The organism is Pseudomonas sp. BC42, from assembly GCF_021560055.1.
Classification (GTDB): Bacteria; Pseudomonadota; Gammaproteobacteria; order Pseudomonadales; family Pseudomonadaceae; genus Aquipseudomonas.
Genome location: NZ_CP091067.1, coordinates 5,608,665 through 5,625,574, shown reverse-complemented (window position 1 = coordinate 5,625,574; position 16,910 = coordinate 5,608,665). Strand labels below are relative to the sequence as shown.

Sequence of the window (16,910 nt, the reverse complement as noted above, 5' to 3'; positions counted from 1 at the left end):
GCGTCGCCCGTAGTCGGTGCCGGCAAACAGATGTGATAGGCTTTGCCGGTTTGCAAAAAGGGTGTTTGCCCGCGTTTGGTCCCGACCAGCCTTGGCGTTTGCCCATTTGCCCGCCTTCAGGAGTTCCCATGCGTTTGACCCAGATTATTGCCGCCGCCTCCCTGGCGCTGCTCAGCACCTTCGCCGTGGCCGATGACAGTGCCGAGAAAGCCATCCGCAAGAGCCTCGAGACGCTGCAGCTCGAAGTGCCGGTGGAAAGCATCACCGCCAGCCCCCTGGCGGGCCTGTATGAGGTCAAGCTCAAGGGCAGTCGCGTGCTCTACGCCAGCGCCGACGGCCAGTTCGTGGTTCAGGGCTATCTGTTCCAGCTCAAGGACGGCAAGCCGGTGAATCTCACGGAAAAAACCGAGCGCCTGGGCATTTCCAAGTTGATCAACGGCATTCCGGTCGCAGAAACTGTGGTCTATCCGGCCATTGGCGAAACCAAGACCCACATCACCGTATTTACCGACACCACCTGCCCCTACTGCCACAAGCTGCACGCGGAAATCCCGGCGCTGAACAAGCAGGGTGTGGAAGTGCGCTACGTGGCCTTCCCGCGCCAGGGCCTGGGCTCGCCGGGTGACGAACAGCTGCAGGCGGTCTGGTGCTCGGCGGACAAGAAAGCCGCGATGGACAAGATGGTCGACGGCAAGGAAATCAAGGCTGCCAAGTGCGATAACCCGGTGTCCAAGCAGTTCGCGCTGGGGCAGTCGATCGGCGTCAATGGCACGCCGGCCATCGTTCTGGCCGATGGCCAGGTAATTCCCGGCTACCAGCCGGCACCACAGATCGCCAAACTGGCGCTGGGTGCGAAATAATCCTGCATCGTCACGCTAGCCTTTGACGATCATGCCCCTCTGCGTGTAGCTGGAGGGGCATTAATAGAGAGCCGCGCTGTTTGCGGCTGTTTTCCACGGCCGGCCTTGAGTCGGCCGTTTTATGGGGAGTTCAGAGTGAATCCGGTCAAAGTAGGCATCTGTGGGCTGGGTACTGTCGGTGGCGGTACCCTAAACGTACTTCAGCGTAACGCCGAGGAGATTGCCCGCCGTGCCGGGCGTGGAATCGAAGTAGCGCAAATTGCTACCCGTACGCCAAAGCCGCAGTTCCAAACGACCGGTATTGCGATTACCAACGATGTATTCGCCGTGGCCACCAACCCCGAGATCGATATCGTCATCGAGCTGGTGGGCGGCTACACCGTGGCCCGCGAGCTGGTGCTCAAGGCCATCGAGAACGGCAAGCACGTGGTCACCGCGAACAAGGCGCTGATCGCCGTGCACGGTAACGAAATCTTCGCCAAGGCCCAGGAGAAGGGCGTGATCGTGGCCTTCGAAGCCGCCGTGGCCGGTGGCATCCCGGTGATCAAGGCGATCCGCGAAGGGCTGTCGGCCAACCGCATCAACTGGCTGGCGGGGATCATCAACGGCACCGGCAACTTCATCCTCTCGGAAATGCGCGAGAAGGGCCGCACCTTCGAAGACGTGCTGGCCGAAGCCCAGGCCCTGGGTTATGCCGAAGCCGATCCGACCTTCGACGTCGAAGGCATCGACGCCGCGCACAAGCTGACCATCCTGGCGTCCATCGCCTTTGGTATCCCGCTGCAGTTCGACAAGGCCTACACCGAAGGCATCACCAAGCTGACCACCGCCGACGTGAACTACGCCGAAGCCCTGGGCTACCGCATCAAGCACCTGGGTGTGGCGCGCCGCACCGAGGCGGGCATCGAGCTGCGGGTGCACCCGACCCTGATCCCGGCCGATCGCCTGATCGCCAACGTCAACGGCGTGATGAACGCGGTCATGGTCAATGGCGACGCTGCCGGTTCGACCCTGTTCTACGGCGCCGGCGCCGGTATGGAGCCGACCGCTTCCTCGGTGGTGGCCGACCTGGTGGACGTGGTTCGCGCCATGACCAGCGACCCGGAAAACCGCGTGCCGCACCTGGCCTTCCAGCCGGACTCCCTGTCTGATCACCCGATCCTGCCGATCGAGTCCTGCGAAAGCGCCTACTACCTGCGCATCCAGGCCAAGGATCACCCGGGCGTGCTGGCCCAGGTGGCGAGCATTCTTTCCGAGCGTGGCATCAACATCGAATCGATCATGCAGAAGGAAGTGGAAGAGCAGGACGGCCTGGTGCCGATGATCCTGCTGACCCACCGCGTTCTGGAGCAGCACATCAACGATGCGATTACCGCGCTGGAGGCCCTGCAGGGCGTCGTTGGCCCAGTGGTCCGTATCCGCGTCGAACATCTCAATTGAAGCAGCGGCAAGCTTCAAGTTCCAAGCGGCAAGCCAGAAGCGCAACTGCTCTGACTTGTCGCCTGTAGCTTGCAACTTGCAGCTCAAACCGAAGGTTTGTCCCCATGCGCTATATCAGTACTCGTGGCCAGGCACCGGCCCTGAATTTCGAAGATGTGCTGCTGGCCGGTCTGGCCAGCGACGGCGGTCTCTACGTACCGGAGAACCTGCCACGTTTCACCCAGGAAGAAATCGCTTCCTGGGCCGGCCTGCCGTATCACGAGCTGGCGTTCCGGGTCATGCGCCCGTTCGTCACCGGCAGCATTCCGGATGCCGACTTCAAGAAGATCCTCGAAGAAACCTACGGGGCGTTCTCCCACAACGCCATTGCGCCGCTGCGTCAGCTCAATGGCAACGAGTGGGTGCTGGAGCTGTTCCACGGCCCGACCCTGGCGTTCAAGGACTTCGCCCTGCAACTGCTGGGTCGCCTGCTGGACTACGTGCTGGAGAAGCGCGGCGAGCGCGTGGTGATCATCGGCGCCACCTCCGGTGACACCGGTTCGGCGGCCATCGAAGGCTGCAAGCGTTGCGACAACGTCGACATCTTCATCCTGCATCCGCACAACCGGGTATCGGAAGTGCAGCGCCGGCAGATGACCACCATCCTCGGCGAGAACATCCACAACATCGCCATCGAAGGCAACTTCGACGACTGCCAGGAGATGGTCAAGGCCAGCTTCGCCGACCAGGGCTTCCTCAAGGGCACGCGCCTGGTGGCGGTGAACTCGATCAACTGGGCGCGGATCATGGCCCAGATCGTCTACTACTTCCACGCGGCCCTGCAGTTGGGCGGTCCGGCGCGCTCCATCGCGTTCTCGGTGCCCACCGGCAACTTCGGCGACATCTTCGCCGGCTACCTGGCGCGCAACATGGGCCTGCCGATCAGCCAGCTGATCGTCGCGACCAACCGCAACGACATCCTGCACCGCTTCATGAGCGGCAATCAGTACGTCAAGGAAACCCTGCACGCGACCCTGTCGCCGTCCATGGACATCATGGTGTCGTCGAACTTCGAACGCCTGCTGTTCGACCTGCACGGTCGCAACGGCGCGGCCCTGGCCGCGCTGATGGACAGCTTCAAGCAAGGCGGCGGTTTCAGCGTCGAACAGGACCGCTGGATCGAAGCGCGCAAGCTGTTCGATTCCCTGGCGGTGAACGACGAGCAGACCTGCGAAACCATCGCCGAAGTCTTCGCCCAGACCGGCGAAGTGCTGGACCCGCACACCGCGATCGGCGTCAAGGCCGCCCGTGAATGCCGTCGCAGCCTGGACACGCCGATGGTGGTCCTGGGCACCGCGCACCCGGTCAAGTTCCCGGATGCCGTGGAGAAGGCCGGTGTCGGCAAGGCCCTGGAGCTGCCGGCGCACCTGTCCGACCTGTTCCAGCGTGAAGAACGCTGCACGGTCCTGGCCAACGACCTGAAAGCGGTGCAGGCTTTCGTCAGCCAGCACGGCAATCGTGGCAAGCCGCTCTGACCGGATGGTCTTGTCGTCCACGAAGCCCGTCTCCTGACGGGCTTTGTTTTTTCTCGCACTTGTTGCATGAGCTTGGCCCGGCTGGGGCAGGGAGGCACGGATGAGCAACCGCCAAACCCATTGCATGTCACTTGCCTTGTGGCGGCTTGTCGGGGGCCTGCTGGCCTGCCTGTTCTGTGGCGCGTTGCTGGCGGCTGCGACGAAGAATCTACCCTTCAAGCTGGTGCCGGCTTTCGTTGACCTGGAACCCCTGGCCCTGGCACCTGCCGAACGCCAGTGGCTGGCGACGCATAAGACGCTGAGGGTCGGCATCGCCATCGATGATTACCAGCCCATTGATATCACCCGGGACCGCAATCGCTATCAAGGAATCAGCGCCGACTACCTGGCGCTGGTGGGCGAGCGGTTGGGTGTCACGATGGAGGTCCTGGGGTTTTCCGAGCGAGAGCAGGCGATTGAAGCGCTGCGCAACGGCAGTATCGATGTCCTGACCAGTGCCAATGGCTATGAGCGCGGTGTCTCGGGGCTGCGTTTCACCAGTGACTACATGCCTGACAGGGCGGTAGTGGTGGTGCGTCGTGACGGGGTGAGCTCCAGCGATGACCTGGCCGGCAAGAAACTGGTGTTATTGGATGGCTATGCCAACGCCGAGCAGGTTCATGCGGCGTATCCGAACAGTCAGATCATGCTCTCGCCGAACCTCTACAGCGGCTTGGAGGCATTGAATCAGGGCGATGCCGACGCCTTCATCGGCAATGAGATCATCGTCCGCGCCTACCAGGCCCTGCGCCCTTATCTGGCGGTGCGGATTCAGGATGAAAGCCGCCTGCCGCCGACGGGCTTTGCCTTTGCCACGCGGGATGACAACGTGCTGCTGGCGGGCATGCTGGAGCAGGCGCTGCAGAGCATCGACGAGTCCCTGCAGCGGGAAATACAGGCCCGTTGGACCACCGGGCTGGGGGCGAATATCTCGGGTGAGCGCATCGAACTCAGCGCCGAGGAGCAGGCCTGGATTCTCCAGCACCCGCATGTGATGGTCGCGTCCCAGCAGTATCCGCCCCATGTGTTCAAGGACAAGGAGGGGCGCTGGGCTGGCCTGAACATCGATTTGCTCAACCGCATCTCGCGCATGACCGGTCTGCATTTTGTGCACAAGGAGAGCCTTACCACGGCGCAGACCCTGGAGCTGCTGGAAAGCGGGCAGGCGCAGATGAACTCGACCCTCACGGCCAGTGAAGACCGGCGACTGTTCCTGAATTTTTCCCATGCCTTTGGTGGTGCCGCCTGGGTTTTTGTCGTGCGCCCCGAGGATCGGCGCCTGAGCAGCCTGGAACAGTTGGCAGGCGAGGTACTGGCGCTGCCGGCCCGGCACACCCTTGAGAGCTACATTCGCCGCAACTACCCCGATATCCGCTTGCGCAGTGTCGCCAGCGATGAAGAGGCGCGGGCCCTGGTGAGTAGTGGCGAGGCCCGGGCAACCATTCAGAATGAGGTCCAGGTTCAGGCGCTGGGGGCGGCCGATGACGGGTTGCGGGTCGGGCGCAGTGTCGAAGGCACCTGGTCGGCTGACGAGTTTTCCGTGCGCAAGGATCAGCCCGAACTGCTGAGCATCTTGAACAAGTCGCTGGAGGCGCTGCCGGTGGCGGAGCTCAGTGCCATTCGCCTCAAGTGGCTGGGAGCCACGCCGGTGCCGATGCCGGCCTGGCAGCGTGTGCCGACCTGGGTCTACTGGGCCATTGCCACGGCGCTGCTATTCGGGCTGGCCTCCCTGGCCTGGAGCAGTCGGCTCAAGCGCCAGATTCAGCAGCGATTGCAGGCCGAGCAACGACTCAATGATCAGTTGGTGTTCATGCGTGCTCTGCTTGACGGCATTCCCAATCCGATCTTTGTCCGAGACCTGGAAGGGCGCCTGATCACTTGCAACAAGAGTTACGAGCAGCAGTTGGGGACGAGCCTGGAGCTGATTCGCGGACGACAACTGACCGAGCTGGACCTGTTGCCTGCGGCCACCGCTCGCCAGTTGCATGGCGAGATCATGCAATTGCTGGCCAGCGAGGCGTCGGTGTTCGCCGATCGGCAGGTGGAGACGCGCAATGGTTCGATTCACGCCTATCAATGGACAGTGCCCTTCTATAGCGCCGACGGGCTCCTGCAAGGCTTGCTGGGCGGCTGGATCGATATCACCGAGCGCAAGCGCCTGGAGAATCAGCTGGTGGAGGCGCGTCAGGCGGCCGATCAGGCCAATGCCGCGAAAAGCGCATTTCTGTCCACCATGAGCCATGAGATCCGCACGCCCATGACGGCCATCGTCGGCTTGCTTGAGCTGGAAAAGGAGCAGGCCAGGGTCCGGGGCGCGCCCTTCTCCGAGGCCTTGCGGGTGGCCTATCGCTCCGCCCAGGAGTTGATCAGCCTGATGGGGGACAGCCTTGATCTGGCCAAGATCGAAGCCGGGCACATGCAGTTGGTGCCACAGGTCACCGCCCTCAAGCCGTTTTTCGAGAGTGTTCGGCAGTTGTTCGAGGTAACGGCGCGTAATCAGGGGGTGCATTTACGGTTGGTGTTCAACGCAGAGGCCCAGGGCCGTTATTTCTTCGACCCGCTGCGCTTGCGCCAGGTCCTGCACAACCTGTTGAGCAACGCCCTGAAGTTCACCGCGGAAGGTGAGGTGCGGGTGACGGTCGAGCGTCAGCCCGACGAGTCCGGTATCGAGTGCCTGCGCATCAGTGTTGCGGACACCGGCCCGGGTATCAGTGCCGAGCAGCAAGCGAACATTTTCACGCCTTTTGTTCAAGCCGACGCCATGACCTCCTCGACGTATGGCGGTACCGGGCTGGGCCTGAGCATCTGTCGGCAGCTGATCGAGTTGATGGGCGGGCGCATTCACCTGTCGAGCGAACCGGGTGCGGGAACCGTGGTCACCCTCGAGCTGTATCCGGAACGGGTCAGCGACGATCTTGAGCCTCAGGCGTCACCGTCTGCCGAGCGCCCGCCGAGTCGCAGCATCGAGGTGCTGGTGGTGGATGACTTGAGCGCCAATCGGATGGTCCTGAGCCAGCAGTTGATGTTTCTCGGGCACCGGGTCGTGGCCTGTGACAATGCCCAGGAGGCGCTGCTGCAGTGGCGTTCCGGGGCCTTTGACGTACTGATGACCGATTGCAACATGCCGCAGATGAGCGGCTATGCACTGACCGAGGCCATCCGCCGGATCGAGGCGCAAGAGGGGCGTCGGCGCTGTCCGGTGATCGGTTGTACCGCCAATGCTTTCGAAGACGAGCGAGAGCGCTGCGAGCGTGCCGGCATGGATCAATTGCTGGTCAAGCCGGTGACCCTGGATCAATTGGCTCAGTCCCTCGCGCGTTTCCTGCCGTCACCGTCATTCAATATCCAGACCTTGCGCGGGATGACTCAGGCCGATGAGCCGGTGCTGCAGCGCATGTTGCAGGAGTTGTTGCGTAATCTCGACGAGGAGCAGCAGGCGCTGGAGGCGGCCCTGGCGGCGCAGGATTGGCGGGGCCTGGGAGGCACCTTGCACCGTCTCAAGGGGGTGTGTTGCCTGATTGACGCCTTGCCCCTGGCCAAGGTCTGTATCGCGTTGGAAGAGGTGGTCAAGGGGCAGCAGGCGCAGGCGCTGGCCAGTCATTGGCCGGAGTTGCGAGACGTTATCGGGATCTTGCGTAGCGACATTCAGGCGGCTCTGGACGAATAAGACTTGTCCTATGTGTGGCTAAGAAATATCTGACTACCGTGTCGGCTCGTAGTGGACTGTTTCACTTGCGCCGTCTCGGAGGTTGCCCCCCATGAATACGCTTAACGTGCTGATTCTCGAAGATAACTCGTTCCAGTTGATGGCCTTGCACCAGATGCTCAACGCCAATGGCGTTTTCAACGTGCTGGCTGCCGAGAACGTGGCATCCGCGCGGCGTTCGCTGGACAGCAAGGGGCCGGTGGATATCGCCATCTGCGATCTGTACCTGGAGCAGGCTGACGGCCTGGAACTGATCCGTGATCTGGCCCGGCACCAGCAGGCCAAGGCCTTGATCATTCTCAGCGACGCGGAGCCGGATGTGCTTGAGGGCGCGTCCGGCATGGCCCGTGAATTGGGCCTGAAAGTGCTCGCATGCCTGCCAAAACCGGCGTCGGCCGCGGTGATTGGCGACTTGCTCTGTGCCTATCAGTTGCACTCCAGGGCCGATGGCCCCGAGCTGAATCAGACACTGCTCCGGGACTTGCTGGGCCTTGAACCCTTTGTTCGCGAACCTGTGACCACGGACGAGGGGCTGGCGGCGGTGCTGGGTTGTGGCGTGGCGCACTTTCAGCCCGTCATCCACCAGCAGGGCGGGTTGCAGGGTGTCGAGGCACTGGCCCGCTGGCAGCATCCCGAGCGGGGCTTGCTGATGCCGGGCGAGTTTCTTCCCCTGATCGAGTTCGCCGGCCTGCAAGAACTCTTCACCTGGCACATGCTGGAGCAGGCACTTGAGCTGGTGGCCGGAGTGAAGCTGGTGCTGGGCTACTGGCTGCCGATTGCGGTGAACATTCCCACCGGCATCCTTGAGCGGCCGCTGTTCCCTCGGCAGTTGGAAGCCTTGCTGAGGCGCTTCGAAGTCCCGGCGCGGATGTTGACCCTGGAGCTGGTCGACACCACCCAATTGCAAACCGATAGCGCCCATGTCGAGGCACTGTTGCGCCTGCGGATGCTGGGCTGCAAGTTGTCCATTGGCGATTTCGGTACCGGGGGCACCAGTCTGCAGCGCCTGCTGGAGCTGCCTTTCACCGAGCTGAAGATCCCTCCGGTGTTTGTTGCAGGCATGGCGGCCGATGAACGCAAGCTGGCACTGGTCGGTGGCGCCACGAGCATGGCTCGGCGCATGTCCCTGGCGGTGGTGGTGACGGGCATCGAGAGTGAGGCCGACTGTTTGGCGGCCAGGGCGTTGGGGGCGGTTCATCTGCAGGGTTGTTTTATCGCGCCACCGATGAGCGCCGCCGAGTTGCGCCAATGGCTGGTCGAAACTTCAGGAGCGGGATGCAATGGGCCGGGCGAGCAGTTGGCCGGTTTGTGTGCCTAGGACAGCCCATGTTCCTGAACGTAGATGTACAGCGCCGCTTCGCTGGAAAGACCCAGTTTGCGCATGGCGCTGACTTTCTGTGCGCTGACGGTCTGTTTGCTGCGGTTGAGCCGGGTGGCAATTTCCCCCACGGCATGGCCGGCGGCCAGCAGGCGGATCACTTCCAGCTCCCGGGGGGACAACTGGTCCTTGGACACCAGGCGATCCGGGCCCACTTCGCCGGCAAGGCTCAGGGCCCGGCTGATGGCCTGGGCGACATAGCGCTTGTGCTGTCGTGCCCGGGCAATGGCGGACGGCAACTCATCGGCCAGGCTGGCCTTGCTCAGCAGGCCCATCACGCCGAGGTCGAGGATCGAGCGGAACAGTCCGGCGTGGTTGAGCATGGTCACCACCACGATGGGCAGATCGGGATGATGCCGGCGCAGTTGTTCGATCAGGCGCAGGCCGTCGTTCTGTTGCTCCTCGGGCATCATGAAATCCGTTACCAGCACATCGCATTCCGTGTCCTGCAGCAACTGGACGAGGGCGGAGGGGGATCGGGCTTCACCGACGATCATCAAGCTGTCGTTTTGCTCCAGCACGGCACGCAGGCCGATCAGGAAGATCGGGTGGTCGTCGGCAAGGATGATGCGCAATCTGTGGTTCGACATTGCTTTCAAAGCTTGGGCTCCAATGCAACGGCGGCGTGGGTTGCGCCTGGTTGGCCGTTTTATATCTGTCATGTTACCCGTGCATGCTCGATTGACTCAGGTCGGCAGCAGTAGGCGTGGCGAACTTTCTTCTCTGAGCGATGGTCACTTGAATGTCAGAAAGCTACCGGCATTTTTGTTTTCGAACCTCTAATTCGAGCTATTGAGTGGTGATCTAGATGGAAAGTATCAGTCTTTTATTGAGTGAGTCGTTGAGTCCCTACCAGGTCACGCTGATGCCCTGTGGCGCCCACGGTGAATGCCTGGTGAGGCTGAAGAATACCGCTGGTGCGATTGTCGTGGAGCGTGAGGTCAATCAGGCCCAGCTCGCCGACAAGCGCCTGCTGACCGATGTGGTCGATGGGCTGTACCGTGATGTGTTGATCGCTGAAGGGCGGCTGGAGCCTTGTGTGATCGCAGCCTTGCGCCACGCCGCCGAAGGCAAGGTGTTCGATCAGCACCGCTGATGCAAATTTTTACGGAACCTTCCGCCAGTCGTATCAGTCAGACTCAGTATCAGCAGGATCAGGCATTGTGCTCCGGTGCTTGCAGCCGGCTGATACCGGTCGTCAAAGACCGCGTTTAACCCCGAGTCGTCTCCCCACTTCTCGGGGTTTCTTTTTGCCCGGGATTTGTCAGTGGTCGTGTAGGTCCTGGAAGTAGGCGCGGGCGTCGGCGCGGTATTCGTCGCGCATTCCGGGGTCCAGCCAGGCGGCATACAGCTCCACCAGTTGCACTTCGCGCAGCTTGAGCAGGGCCTGGTTGATCTGGGTGATGGCCTGCCTGCCCTGTGGGGTGTCGGAGCAGCCGACGTGGATTTCCTGATACTTGCTGGTGCCTTCGATCGGATAGAACTCCAGATCCTGCGGGTCGATACCTTGCTGCATGGCCTGATAGCGGATTTCCGGCCAGTAGCCCAGGAGCAGTTGCAGGCGGCCCAGGCGCTGCATCTGCAGCAGGCTGCCCAGGGCGTCGTTGCCATAGTGGGCGCGAATCTGCTGCGGCGACACTTGCTGTAGCAGGTTGTCGAGCTGTTGCCCGTAGCTGCGCTCGGCCACCACGCCAATCAGTTCCTTGCCGCTCTCGAGCAGGCCATGCAGGTCGACCTTGCCGTCATGCAGGAAGTGCGCGAGTTGTTCGCGGTCGGCGCGGCGGATCGCCAGGCCATTGCTCAATACGCGAAAGCTGGTGATGGAGTAGGCGACCCACTGCGCGCGCTCCTTGCTCCAGATCAGCGCCGGGTCGCAGGTGAAGCTGGGCTCGCGCAGCATCTGCATGCCTCGCGCGCGATTGACCCGGACCAGCTCGTGCTGGTACTCGGGCAGGTTGGCGATCAGTTGTGGCATCAGCAGGTCGATGACGCCGCGGCCCTTCTGCTGGCCTTCGAACACATTCAAGGGGGGCAGGTCGCGCAGCAGCCAGGTGAGCATTTCCCCGGCGTGGCCGGGTGGGCAGGGCAGCCACAGCAGGCACACCGCGAGCGCCGTCGTCAGTCGGCCAAGGCCGGGCTTCGAGCGTCGATGTGCCGGTTGTGGAGCGTCGGTGTGAGACGGCTGTTTCAGGTTAGATTGCCCCAGAGTTGCGCAAGTGCTGGATCTGCTCGCTGCTGTAGCCCAGGCCCTCCAGGACCTGTGCCGAATGTTCGCCCAGTTCGGGGCCGATCCAGTCCGCGGAGCCGGGCGTCTCAGAGAGTTTCGGCACGATGCCGGGCATCTTGAAGGCCTTGCCGTCCGGCAGCTTGGCCTGGAGGAACATTTCCCGGGCCAGAAATTGCGGATCGTTGAACATGTCTTCGGCGCTGAAGATCCGGCTGGCCGGGACTTCGGCCTGGTTCAGTTGCTCCAGCACCCGTTCCAGGGGCAGGGACGCCACCCAGCGATCGATTACCCCGTACAGTTCGTCGCGGCGAGTGTCGCGTCCATCGTTGCTGGCCAGCGCGGGATCGTTGGCCAGGTCGTCGCGGCCGATGAGGTGCATGAAGCGCTTGAAGATCGCGTCGCCGTTGGCGCCGATCTGCACATGCCTGCCGTCGGCGCTGGTGTGGATCGACGACGGGGTGATGCCGGGCATGATGTTGCCGCTGCGTTCGCGGATAAAGCCGAACACGTCGAACTCCGGAACCATGCTCTCCATCATGGCGAAGATCGCCTCGTACAGCGCCACGTCCACCACTTGCCCCTGGCCGCCGTTGACCTCGCGATGACGCAGGGCCATCAGGGCGCCGATCACGCCCCACAGAGCGGCGATGGAGTCGCCGATGGAGATTCCGGTGCGCACCGGCGGGCGGTCCTCGAAGCCGGTGATGTAGCGCAGGCCACCCATGGATTCGCCCACGGCGCCGAAACCCGGCTGGTCCTTCATCGGTCCGGTCTGGCCGAAGCCGGACAGGCGCACCATCACCAGTTTCGGGTTCAGGGCGTGCAGCACGTCCCAGCCCAGGCCGAGCTTCTCCAGCACGCCGGGGCGGAAGTTCTCGATCAGGATGTCCGCTTCGCCCAGCAGTTGCTTGAGCACCGCCAGGCCTTCGGGGTGCTTGAGGTTCAGGGTCAGGGATTTCTTGTTGCGCGCCTGGACGAACCACCACAGCGAAGTGCCTTCATACAGCTTGCGCCACTTGCGCAACGGATCGCCGCCGTCCGGGGATTCGACCTTGATCACCTCGGCACCGAACTCGGCGCAGATGCGCGAGGCGAAGGGGCCGGCGATCAAGGTGCCGAGTTCGATCACTTTCAATCCGGCGAGGGGCTTGCTGAGACTGTTCATGGGGCATCCGCTGGGCAGGAAAATCCGCCTAGCCTAGACCATTGGTCGTGATTAAGTCAGCGTCCGGCGCCGGCCCGCGTTGATTATTTCCGGGTGGCTGCGCAGACAATTGTGCTTCTCATTCCCTTTGGTGACAGGTTTAATGACGCCTTTCGAGAGAACGCGCTTGCAAAGGACGCAATCTGGTCTATGTCCGTGACGGAGCCTGTGCTCTTGCCGGAACGGTAAGTCTGATAAATCTCGTTACAAATACCCGATCAAAAACTTACATGTGATGAATTGAACTCCTTACATGTGATGCTCTAGTCTGTGCGCCATGGAAAACAAATCCTCAGCCCATTACCAACGTTTATTCCGCCAGCGCCTGCGTGATCAGGGCCTGGTGAAAAAGGAAGTCTGGATACTGCCGGAGAACGCCCAGGCGTTGCTGGCGGTTGAACGCAAACTGCGTCAGCCCTCCAAGGGGCTGGCTCCTGTGGAAAAGGATGGAGAAATGAGCATGCCGCAGATCTGGAATGCCCGATCGCTGTGCCAGGCCCTGATGGCCACCGAGTTGTTCAGCAGCGGCGAAGCCTGCGTTGAGCTGCTTGAAGGCGCCGAACCGAGCTTGCACGTGACCATGCGCGAATACGGCGACCTGCCGCTGTTCGTTGCCCTGTCCGGCGAGCAGATCCTGGTCGAAGCCCTGCTCTGGCCGCAAAGCGAAGTGACCGATGTGCAGGCCTTCAATGAAGAGGTCCTGCTCAGCCGCCAGCTGTTCCCGCTGTCGAGCATCGGCCTGGAAACCCGTCTTGGCGGCGAGCGCTTCTACATGATGTTCGGCGCGCTCAGCGCCACCTCGATCCTCTCCAACGTGCTCTACGAGATCGAAACCCTGGCCAGCAACGTGATCAGGGCTACCGAGGCCTATGAAGGCTACCTGAAGGCTCAGGCCTGACCTGGAGGAATGCACATGAACGTATGGAGCAAGTTGCTTACCGCCCTGCGCGGTGGCGCCAACGAAGCGGGTGAAGCCCTGGTGGACAGCCAGGCACTGAGGATTCTCGATCAGGAAATCCGCGACGCCGATCAGGAACTGCGCAAGTCCAAGGAGGCCCTGGCCGAGATCATGGCCCGGCAGAAACTCGCCGCCGAGCGCGCCAATGGCAGCGCGGCGAAGATCGCCGAATATGAAACCTACGCCCTCAAGGCCCTGGAGTCGGGCAACGAACAGCTCGCCCAGGAAGTGGCGCAGAAAATCGCCAACCTGGAGAACGACCTGGCCGTGGAACGCGAGCAGGCCGACGGTTTCGCCGCCAGCGTGGCCCAGTTGCGCAAGGCCGTGACCCAGGCCGAGGGCAATATCAAACATTTGAAACAGCAGGTGGATACCGTCAAGGCCACCGAGAGCGTGCAGAAGGCCCAGCAGGCCGTGGCCCAGCGCTACGGCGGCTCCCAGAGCAAGCTGCACACCGCGGTGGAGTCCCTGGAGCGGATCAAGCAGAAGCAGGCCGAGCGCGCGGCGAAGATGGAAGCCGCAGCGGAGCTGGCCAGCACCAGCAACCCCGACGACGCCCTGGACGCCAAGTTGCGCGAGGCCGGGATCGTCGCCGGCAGCACCAGCGCCGACAGCGTGCTGGCGCGCCTCAAGGACCGTAACAAGTCCTGATTCATCGTTGTGTTGTAGGGGCGAGGTCGTCGGGCCTTGCCCGGCTTTTTCAGGGATAGGAAAGCAATGGAAATCTTCCTGCAGACAGTGTTGTCGTTCCCCACAGTGCTGTTCAGCTTCATGCTCTGCCTGGCCGTGATCTACTGGGCCGTGGTGGCCATGGGCATGCTTGAAGTCGACCTGCTGGACTTCGAGGCCGACTCGCTGCTCGACAGCGCCCACGCCGGCGAAGGCCTGGCCGGGCTGCTGATCAAGTTCAAGCTCAACGGGGTGCCGGTCACCCTGGTGCTGACCCTGCTGATGTTCTTCAGCTGGTTCCTGACCTATTTCGCCGAACTCTACGTCCTCAGCCACCTGCCCCTGGGCTGGCTGCGCTATCCCCTGGGCCTGTTGCTGGCCGTGGTTGCGCTGTTTCTGGCAGCGCCCATCAGCGCGGCCATCTGCCGTCCGCTGCGTCCGCTGTTTCACAAGATGGAAGCCACCAGCAGCCAGTCGGTGCTGGGGCAGACCGCTGTGGTGCGTAGCGGCAGAGTCACCCTGGAACACGGCGAAGCCGTGCTCGAGAACGGCGGCGCGGGCCTGATCCTGCGTGTGCGTGCCGATGAGGCGCGAGCTTTCAAACGCGGCGATCGCGTCGTGTTACTGGAGTATCTGGAGGCGCAACACGCCTATCGGGTCATTACCGAGGACGAGTTTCGCGGCCTCTGAGCCCGGGCTTCCTCAGAATCAAAGGAGATTGATTGCATGAATTTACCGTCGCTGCTGCCCATCCTGCTCGGGATCGGCCTCGTCGTCCTGGTGGTCTTCGGCCTGTTGGCCCTGTTCAAGGCCTTCTACATCAAGGTCCCCCAAGGCACGGCGCTGATCGTCAACGACATGTCCTCGACCCCCAAGGTGCACTTCACCGGCGCCCTGGTGTACCCGGTCATCCACCTCAAGGAGTTCATGCGCATCTCGCTGATCACCCTGGAAGTCGACCGTCGGGCCAAGGATGGTCTGATCTGCCGCGACAACATGCGCGCCGACATCACCGTGGCCTTCTACCTGCGGGTCAATGAAACCCAGGAAGACGTGCTCAAGGTGGCCAAGGCCATCGGTGTCGACCGCGCCTCCGATCGCGCCGCGGTCAACGAGCTGTTCAACGCCAAGTTCTCCGAAGCGCTGAAGACCGTGGGCAAGCAGTTCGACTTCGTCCAGCTATTCGAGAACCGCCAGGACTTCCGCGACCGCATCATCGAGATCATCGGCAACGACCTCAACGGCTATGTGCTGGAAGACGTGGCCATCGACTACCTGGAGCAGACCGCCAAGCATTCCCTGGACCCGAGCAACATTCTCGACGCCGAGGGTATCCGCAAGATCACCGAGCTGACCGCGGCGCAGAACGTCATCACCAACGAACTGGAGCGCAACCAGGAACTGGCGATCCAGAAGAAGAACGTCGAGACCCGCGAAGCCTCGCTGTCGCTGGAACGCCAGCAGGCCGATGCCGAAGCACGGCAGAAGCGCGAGATCGAAACCATCCGCGCCCGCGAGGAAGCCGAGACCGCCAAGGTCAAGGAAGAAGAGCGTCTGAAGGCCGAACAGGCCCGTATCCAGGCGCAGCAGGAAATCGACGTGCGCACCGAGAACCATCAGCGCGAAGTCGAAGTGGCCCAGCAGAACCGCCAGCGCGCGGTGGTCATCGAAGTGGAGAAAGTCACCCGCGCCAAGGACCTGGAAGTGGTGGCCCGCGAGCGTGAAGTGGAACTGCAGCGCATCGAGAAAGAAAAGGCCCTGGAAGAGCAGCGTAAGAACATCGCCACGGTGATCCGTGAGCGGGTCGCGGTGGAGAAGACCGTGGCCCAGGAAGAAGAGCGGATCAAGGAAGTGCGCGAGGTTTCCGAAGCCGAGCGTGCCAAGCAAGTGGTGGTGATCCAGGCCCAGGCCGAAGCCGAGCAGGATCTGGTGCGCCAGGTCAAACAGGCCGAAGCCGACGAAACCCGCTCCAAGCACAAGGCGGTGGAAATCAACAACCTGGCCCAGGCCGAGCTGGAAGCCGCGGCCAAGCAGGCCGAAGCCAAGAAACGCCTGGCCGAAGGCCTGGAAGCCGAGCGCGCCGCGCCTGGCCTGGCCGATGCCCGCGTGCTGGAAATCACTGCAGCGGCCCAGGAAAAAGAAGGCCTGGCGCAAGCCCGCGTCCGCACCGAGCAGCTGATTGCCGAAGCCCGTGGCGAGCAGGAAAAAGGCCTGGCCGACGCCCGCATCATGGAAGCCCAGGCGGCGGCCAAGGAGAAGGACGGCCTGGCCGAAGCCAAGGTCATGGAAGAGAAACTCGGGGCTCAGGCCCGTGGCGAAGAGCAACTGGGCGCGGCCAAGGCCAAGGCCACCAAGGACCTGGGTTCGGCCGAAGCCGAAGTGCTGCTGCAGCGCCTGAACGCCGAAGCCGAAGGCCTGGGCAAGAAGTTCGGTGCCCTGGATTCCCTCAGCGACAGCGCGCGTCAGCACGAAGAGTTCCGCATGCAACTGGAGAAGAACTTCGAGGAAGCGATGGCCGCCATCGCCGCCAACAAGGAGATCGCCAAGGACCAGGCCGAAGTGCTGTCGGCGGCCCTCAGCAAGGCCAAGATCGAGATCGTTGGCGGCGAAGGCGACTTCTTCAACTCCTTCGCCAAGTCGCTGTCGGTGGGCAAGGCCATCGAGGGCGTGGTGGGCAAGAGCCCGGTGGTCCAGGACGTCCTGGCACGCCTGCTCAATGGCAAGGGCGCCCCGGCGGTTGCCGCCGAACTGGCCGCCGCTGCCGTCTCGCGCAAGGCCGACGCGCCGTCTGCCGAAGCCTGACCCACACCTGACACACCTGTAGCCGCTGCCGAAGGCTGCGACCGACTCCGTAGGAGGCGCAGCCCTTGAGGGCCTTCGGGCCCTCAAGCACGCAGCCCGCGGCAGCGGCTACC

Annotated in this window: 13 protein-coding genes; 10 read left to right on the top strand and 3 right to left on the bottom strand. The window is 62.7% G+C overall.

What is annotated here, in order from left to right:
- Positions 1-128: 128 nt before the first annotated feature.
- From L1O02_RS25415 to L1O02_RS25395, 5 genes are all read left to right on the top strand, one after another.
- Positions 129-860, top strand: coding sequence for a thioredoxin fold domain-containing protein (locus tag L1O02_RS25415; protein ID WP_060837693.1), 732 nt, complete (start codon positions 129-131; stop codon positions 858-860).
- Between the two features lie 135 nt (positions 861-995).
- A complete protein-coding gene (locus L1O02_RS25410) occupies positions 996-2,300 on the top strand; it encodes a homoserine dehydrogenase (protein ID WP_060842565.1) in 1,305 nt (434 codons plus the stop codon).
- 104 nt (positions 2,301-2,404) lie between these two features.
- A complete protein-coding gene (gene thrC, locus L1O02_RS25405) occupies positions 2,405-3,814 on the top strand; it encodes a threonine synthase (protein WP_235758910.1) in 1,410 nt (469 codons plus the stop codon).
- Between the two features lie 100 nt (positions 3,815-3,914).
- Positions 3,915-7,520: a transporter substrate-binding domain-containing protein gene (locus tag L1O02_RS25400; protein WP_235758908.1), complete on the top strand. Its 3,606-nt coding sequence runs from the start codon at positions 3,915-3,917 to the stop codon at positions 7,518-7,520.
- 91 nt (positions 7,521-7,611) lie between these two features.
- On the top strand, positions 7,612-8,877 hold the full coding sequence (locus tag L1O02_RS25395; RefSeq protein ID WP_060837696.1) for an EAL domain-containing response regulator: 1,266 nt from the start codon (positions 7,612-7,614) through the stop codon (positions 8,875-8,877).
- Here L1O02_RS25395 and L1O02_RS25390 read toward each other — a convergent pair.
- Positions 8,874-9,527, bottom strand: a complete 654-nt coding sequence (locus L1O02_RS25390; RefSeq protein ID WP_173655887.1) for a response regulator transcription factor — start codon at positions 9,525-9,527, stop codon at positions 8,874-8,876. The genes L1O02_RS25395 and L1O02_RS25390 overlap by 4 nt on opposite strands.
- 218 nt (positions 9,528-9,745) lie before the next feature.
- Here L1O02_RS25390 and L1O02_RS25385 point away from each other — a divergent pair, with 218 nt between their 5' ends.
- A complete protein-coding gene (locus L1O02_RS25385; protein WP_108544419.1) occupies positions 9,746-10,033 on the top strand; it encodes a DUF3509 domain-containing protein in 288 nt (95 codons plus the stop codon).
- 168 nt (positions 10,034-10,201) lie between these two features.
- Here the strand turns inward: L1O02_RS25385 and L1O02_RS25380 are convergent, their stop codons facing one another.
- Positions 10,202-10,996 carry a TIGR02285 family protein gene (locus tag L1O02_RS25380; RefSeq protein ID WP_235758906.1) on the bottom strand — a complete coding sequence of 265 codons (795 nt, stop codon included), beginning with the start codon at positions 10,994-10,996 and terminating at the stop codon, positions 10,202-10,204.
- Positions 10,997-11,129: 133 nt separating this feature from the next.
- Positions 11,130-12,329 (bottom strand): CaiB/BaiF CoA-transferase family protein, encoded by a 1,200-nt coding sequence (locus tag L1O02_RS25375; protein WP_060837699.1) that lies wholly within the window; start codon positions 12,327-12,329, stop codon positions 11,130-11,132.
- A gap of 316 nt (positions 12,330-12,645) precedes the next feature.
- Here L1O02_RS25375 and L1O02_RS25370 point away from each other — a divergent pair, with 316 nt between their 5' ends.
- The 4 genes from L1O02_RS25370 (at position 12,646) to L1O02_RS25355 (ending at position 16,797) form a co-directional block, all read left to right on the top strand.
- A complete protein-coding gene (locus L1O02_RS25370) occupies positions 12,646-13,266 on the top strand; it encodes a YjfI family protein (RefSeq protein WP_060837700.1) in 621 nt (206 codons plus the stop codon).
- 15 nt (positions 13,267-13,281) lie between these two features.
- Positions 13,282-13,977 (top strand): PspA/IM30 family protein, encoded by a 696-nt coding sequence (locus tag L1O02_RS25365; RefSeq protein WP_060837701.1) that lies wholly within the window; start codon positions 13,282-13,284, stop codon positions 13,975-13,977.
- Positions 13,978-14,043: 66 nt separating this feature from the next.
- Entirely contained in the window at positions 14,044-14,685 is a 642-nt protein-coding gene (locus tag L1O02_RS25360) for an OB-fold-containig protein (protein ID WP_060837702.1), read from the top strand.
- Between the two features lie 36 nt (positions 14,686-14,721).
- A complete protein-coding gene (locus tag L1O02_RS25355) occupies positions 14,722-16,797 on the top strand; it encodes a flotillin family protein (RefSeq protein WP_103741021.1) in 2,076 nt (691 codons plus the stop codon).
- Positions 16,798-16,910 lie beyond the last annotated feature (113 nt).

What these genes read in the sequence shown, in the direction of transcription:
- L1O02_RS25415 (WP_060837693.1), top strand. Translation starts at nt 129, where the DNA reads ATGCGTTTGACCCAGATTATTGCCGCCGCCTCCCTGGCGCTGCTCAGC.
- thrC (WP_235758910.1), top strand. Translation starts at nt 2,405, where the DNA reads ATGCGCTATATCAGTACTCGTGGCCAGGCACCGGCCCTGAATTTCGAA.
- L1O02_RS25400 (WP_235758908.1), top strand. Translation starts at nt 3,915, where the DNA reads ATGAGCAACCGCCAAACCCATTGCATGTCACTTGCCTTGTGGCGGCTT.
- L1O02_RS25395 (WP_060837696.1), top strand. Translation starts at nt 7,612, where the DNA reads ATGAATACGCTTAACGTGCTGATTCTCGAAGATAACTCGTTCCAGTTG.
- L1O02_RS25390 (WP_173655887.1), bottom strand. Translation starts at nt 9,527, where the DNA reads ATGTCGAACCACAGATTGCGCATCATCCTTGCCGACGACCACCCGATC.
- L1O02_RS25385 (WP_108544419.1), top strand. Translation starts at nt 9,746, where the DNA reads ATGGAAAGTATCAGTCTTTTATTGAGTGAGTCGTTGAGTCCCTACCAG.
- L1O02_RS25380 (WP_235758906.1), bottom strand. Translation starts at nt 10,996, where the DNA reads ATGCTCACCTGGCTGCTGCGCGACCTGCCCCCCTTGAATGTGTTCGAA.
- L1O02_RS25375 (WP_060837699.1), bottom strand. Translation starts at nt 12,329, where the DNA reads ATGAACAGTCTCAGCAAGCCCCTCGCCGGATTGAAAGTGATCGAACTC.
- L1O02_RS25370 (WP_060837700.1), top strand. Translation starts at nt 12,646, where the DNA reads ATGGAAAACAAATCCTCAGCCCATTACCAACGTTTATTCCGCCAGCGC.
- L1O02_RS25365 (WP_060837701.1), top strand. Translation starts at nt 13,282, where the DNA reads ATGAACGTATGGAGCAAGTTGCTTACCGCCCTGCGCGGTGGCGCCAAC.
- L1O02_RS25360 (WP_060837702.1), top strand. Translation starts at nt 14,044, where the DNA reads ATGGAAATCTTCCTGCAGACAGTGTTGTCGTTCCCCACAGTGCTGTTC.
- L1O02_RS25355 (WP_103741021.1), top strand. Translation starts at nt 14,722, where the DNA reads ATGAATTTACCGTCGCTGCTGCCCATCCTGCTCGGGATCGGCCTCGTC.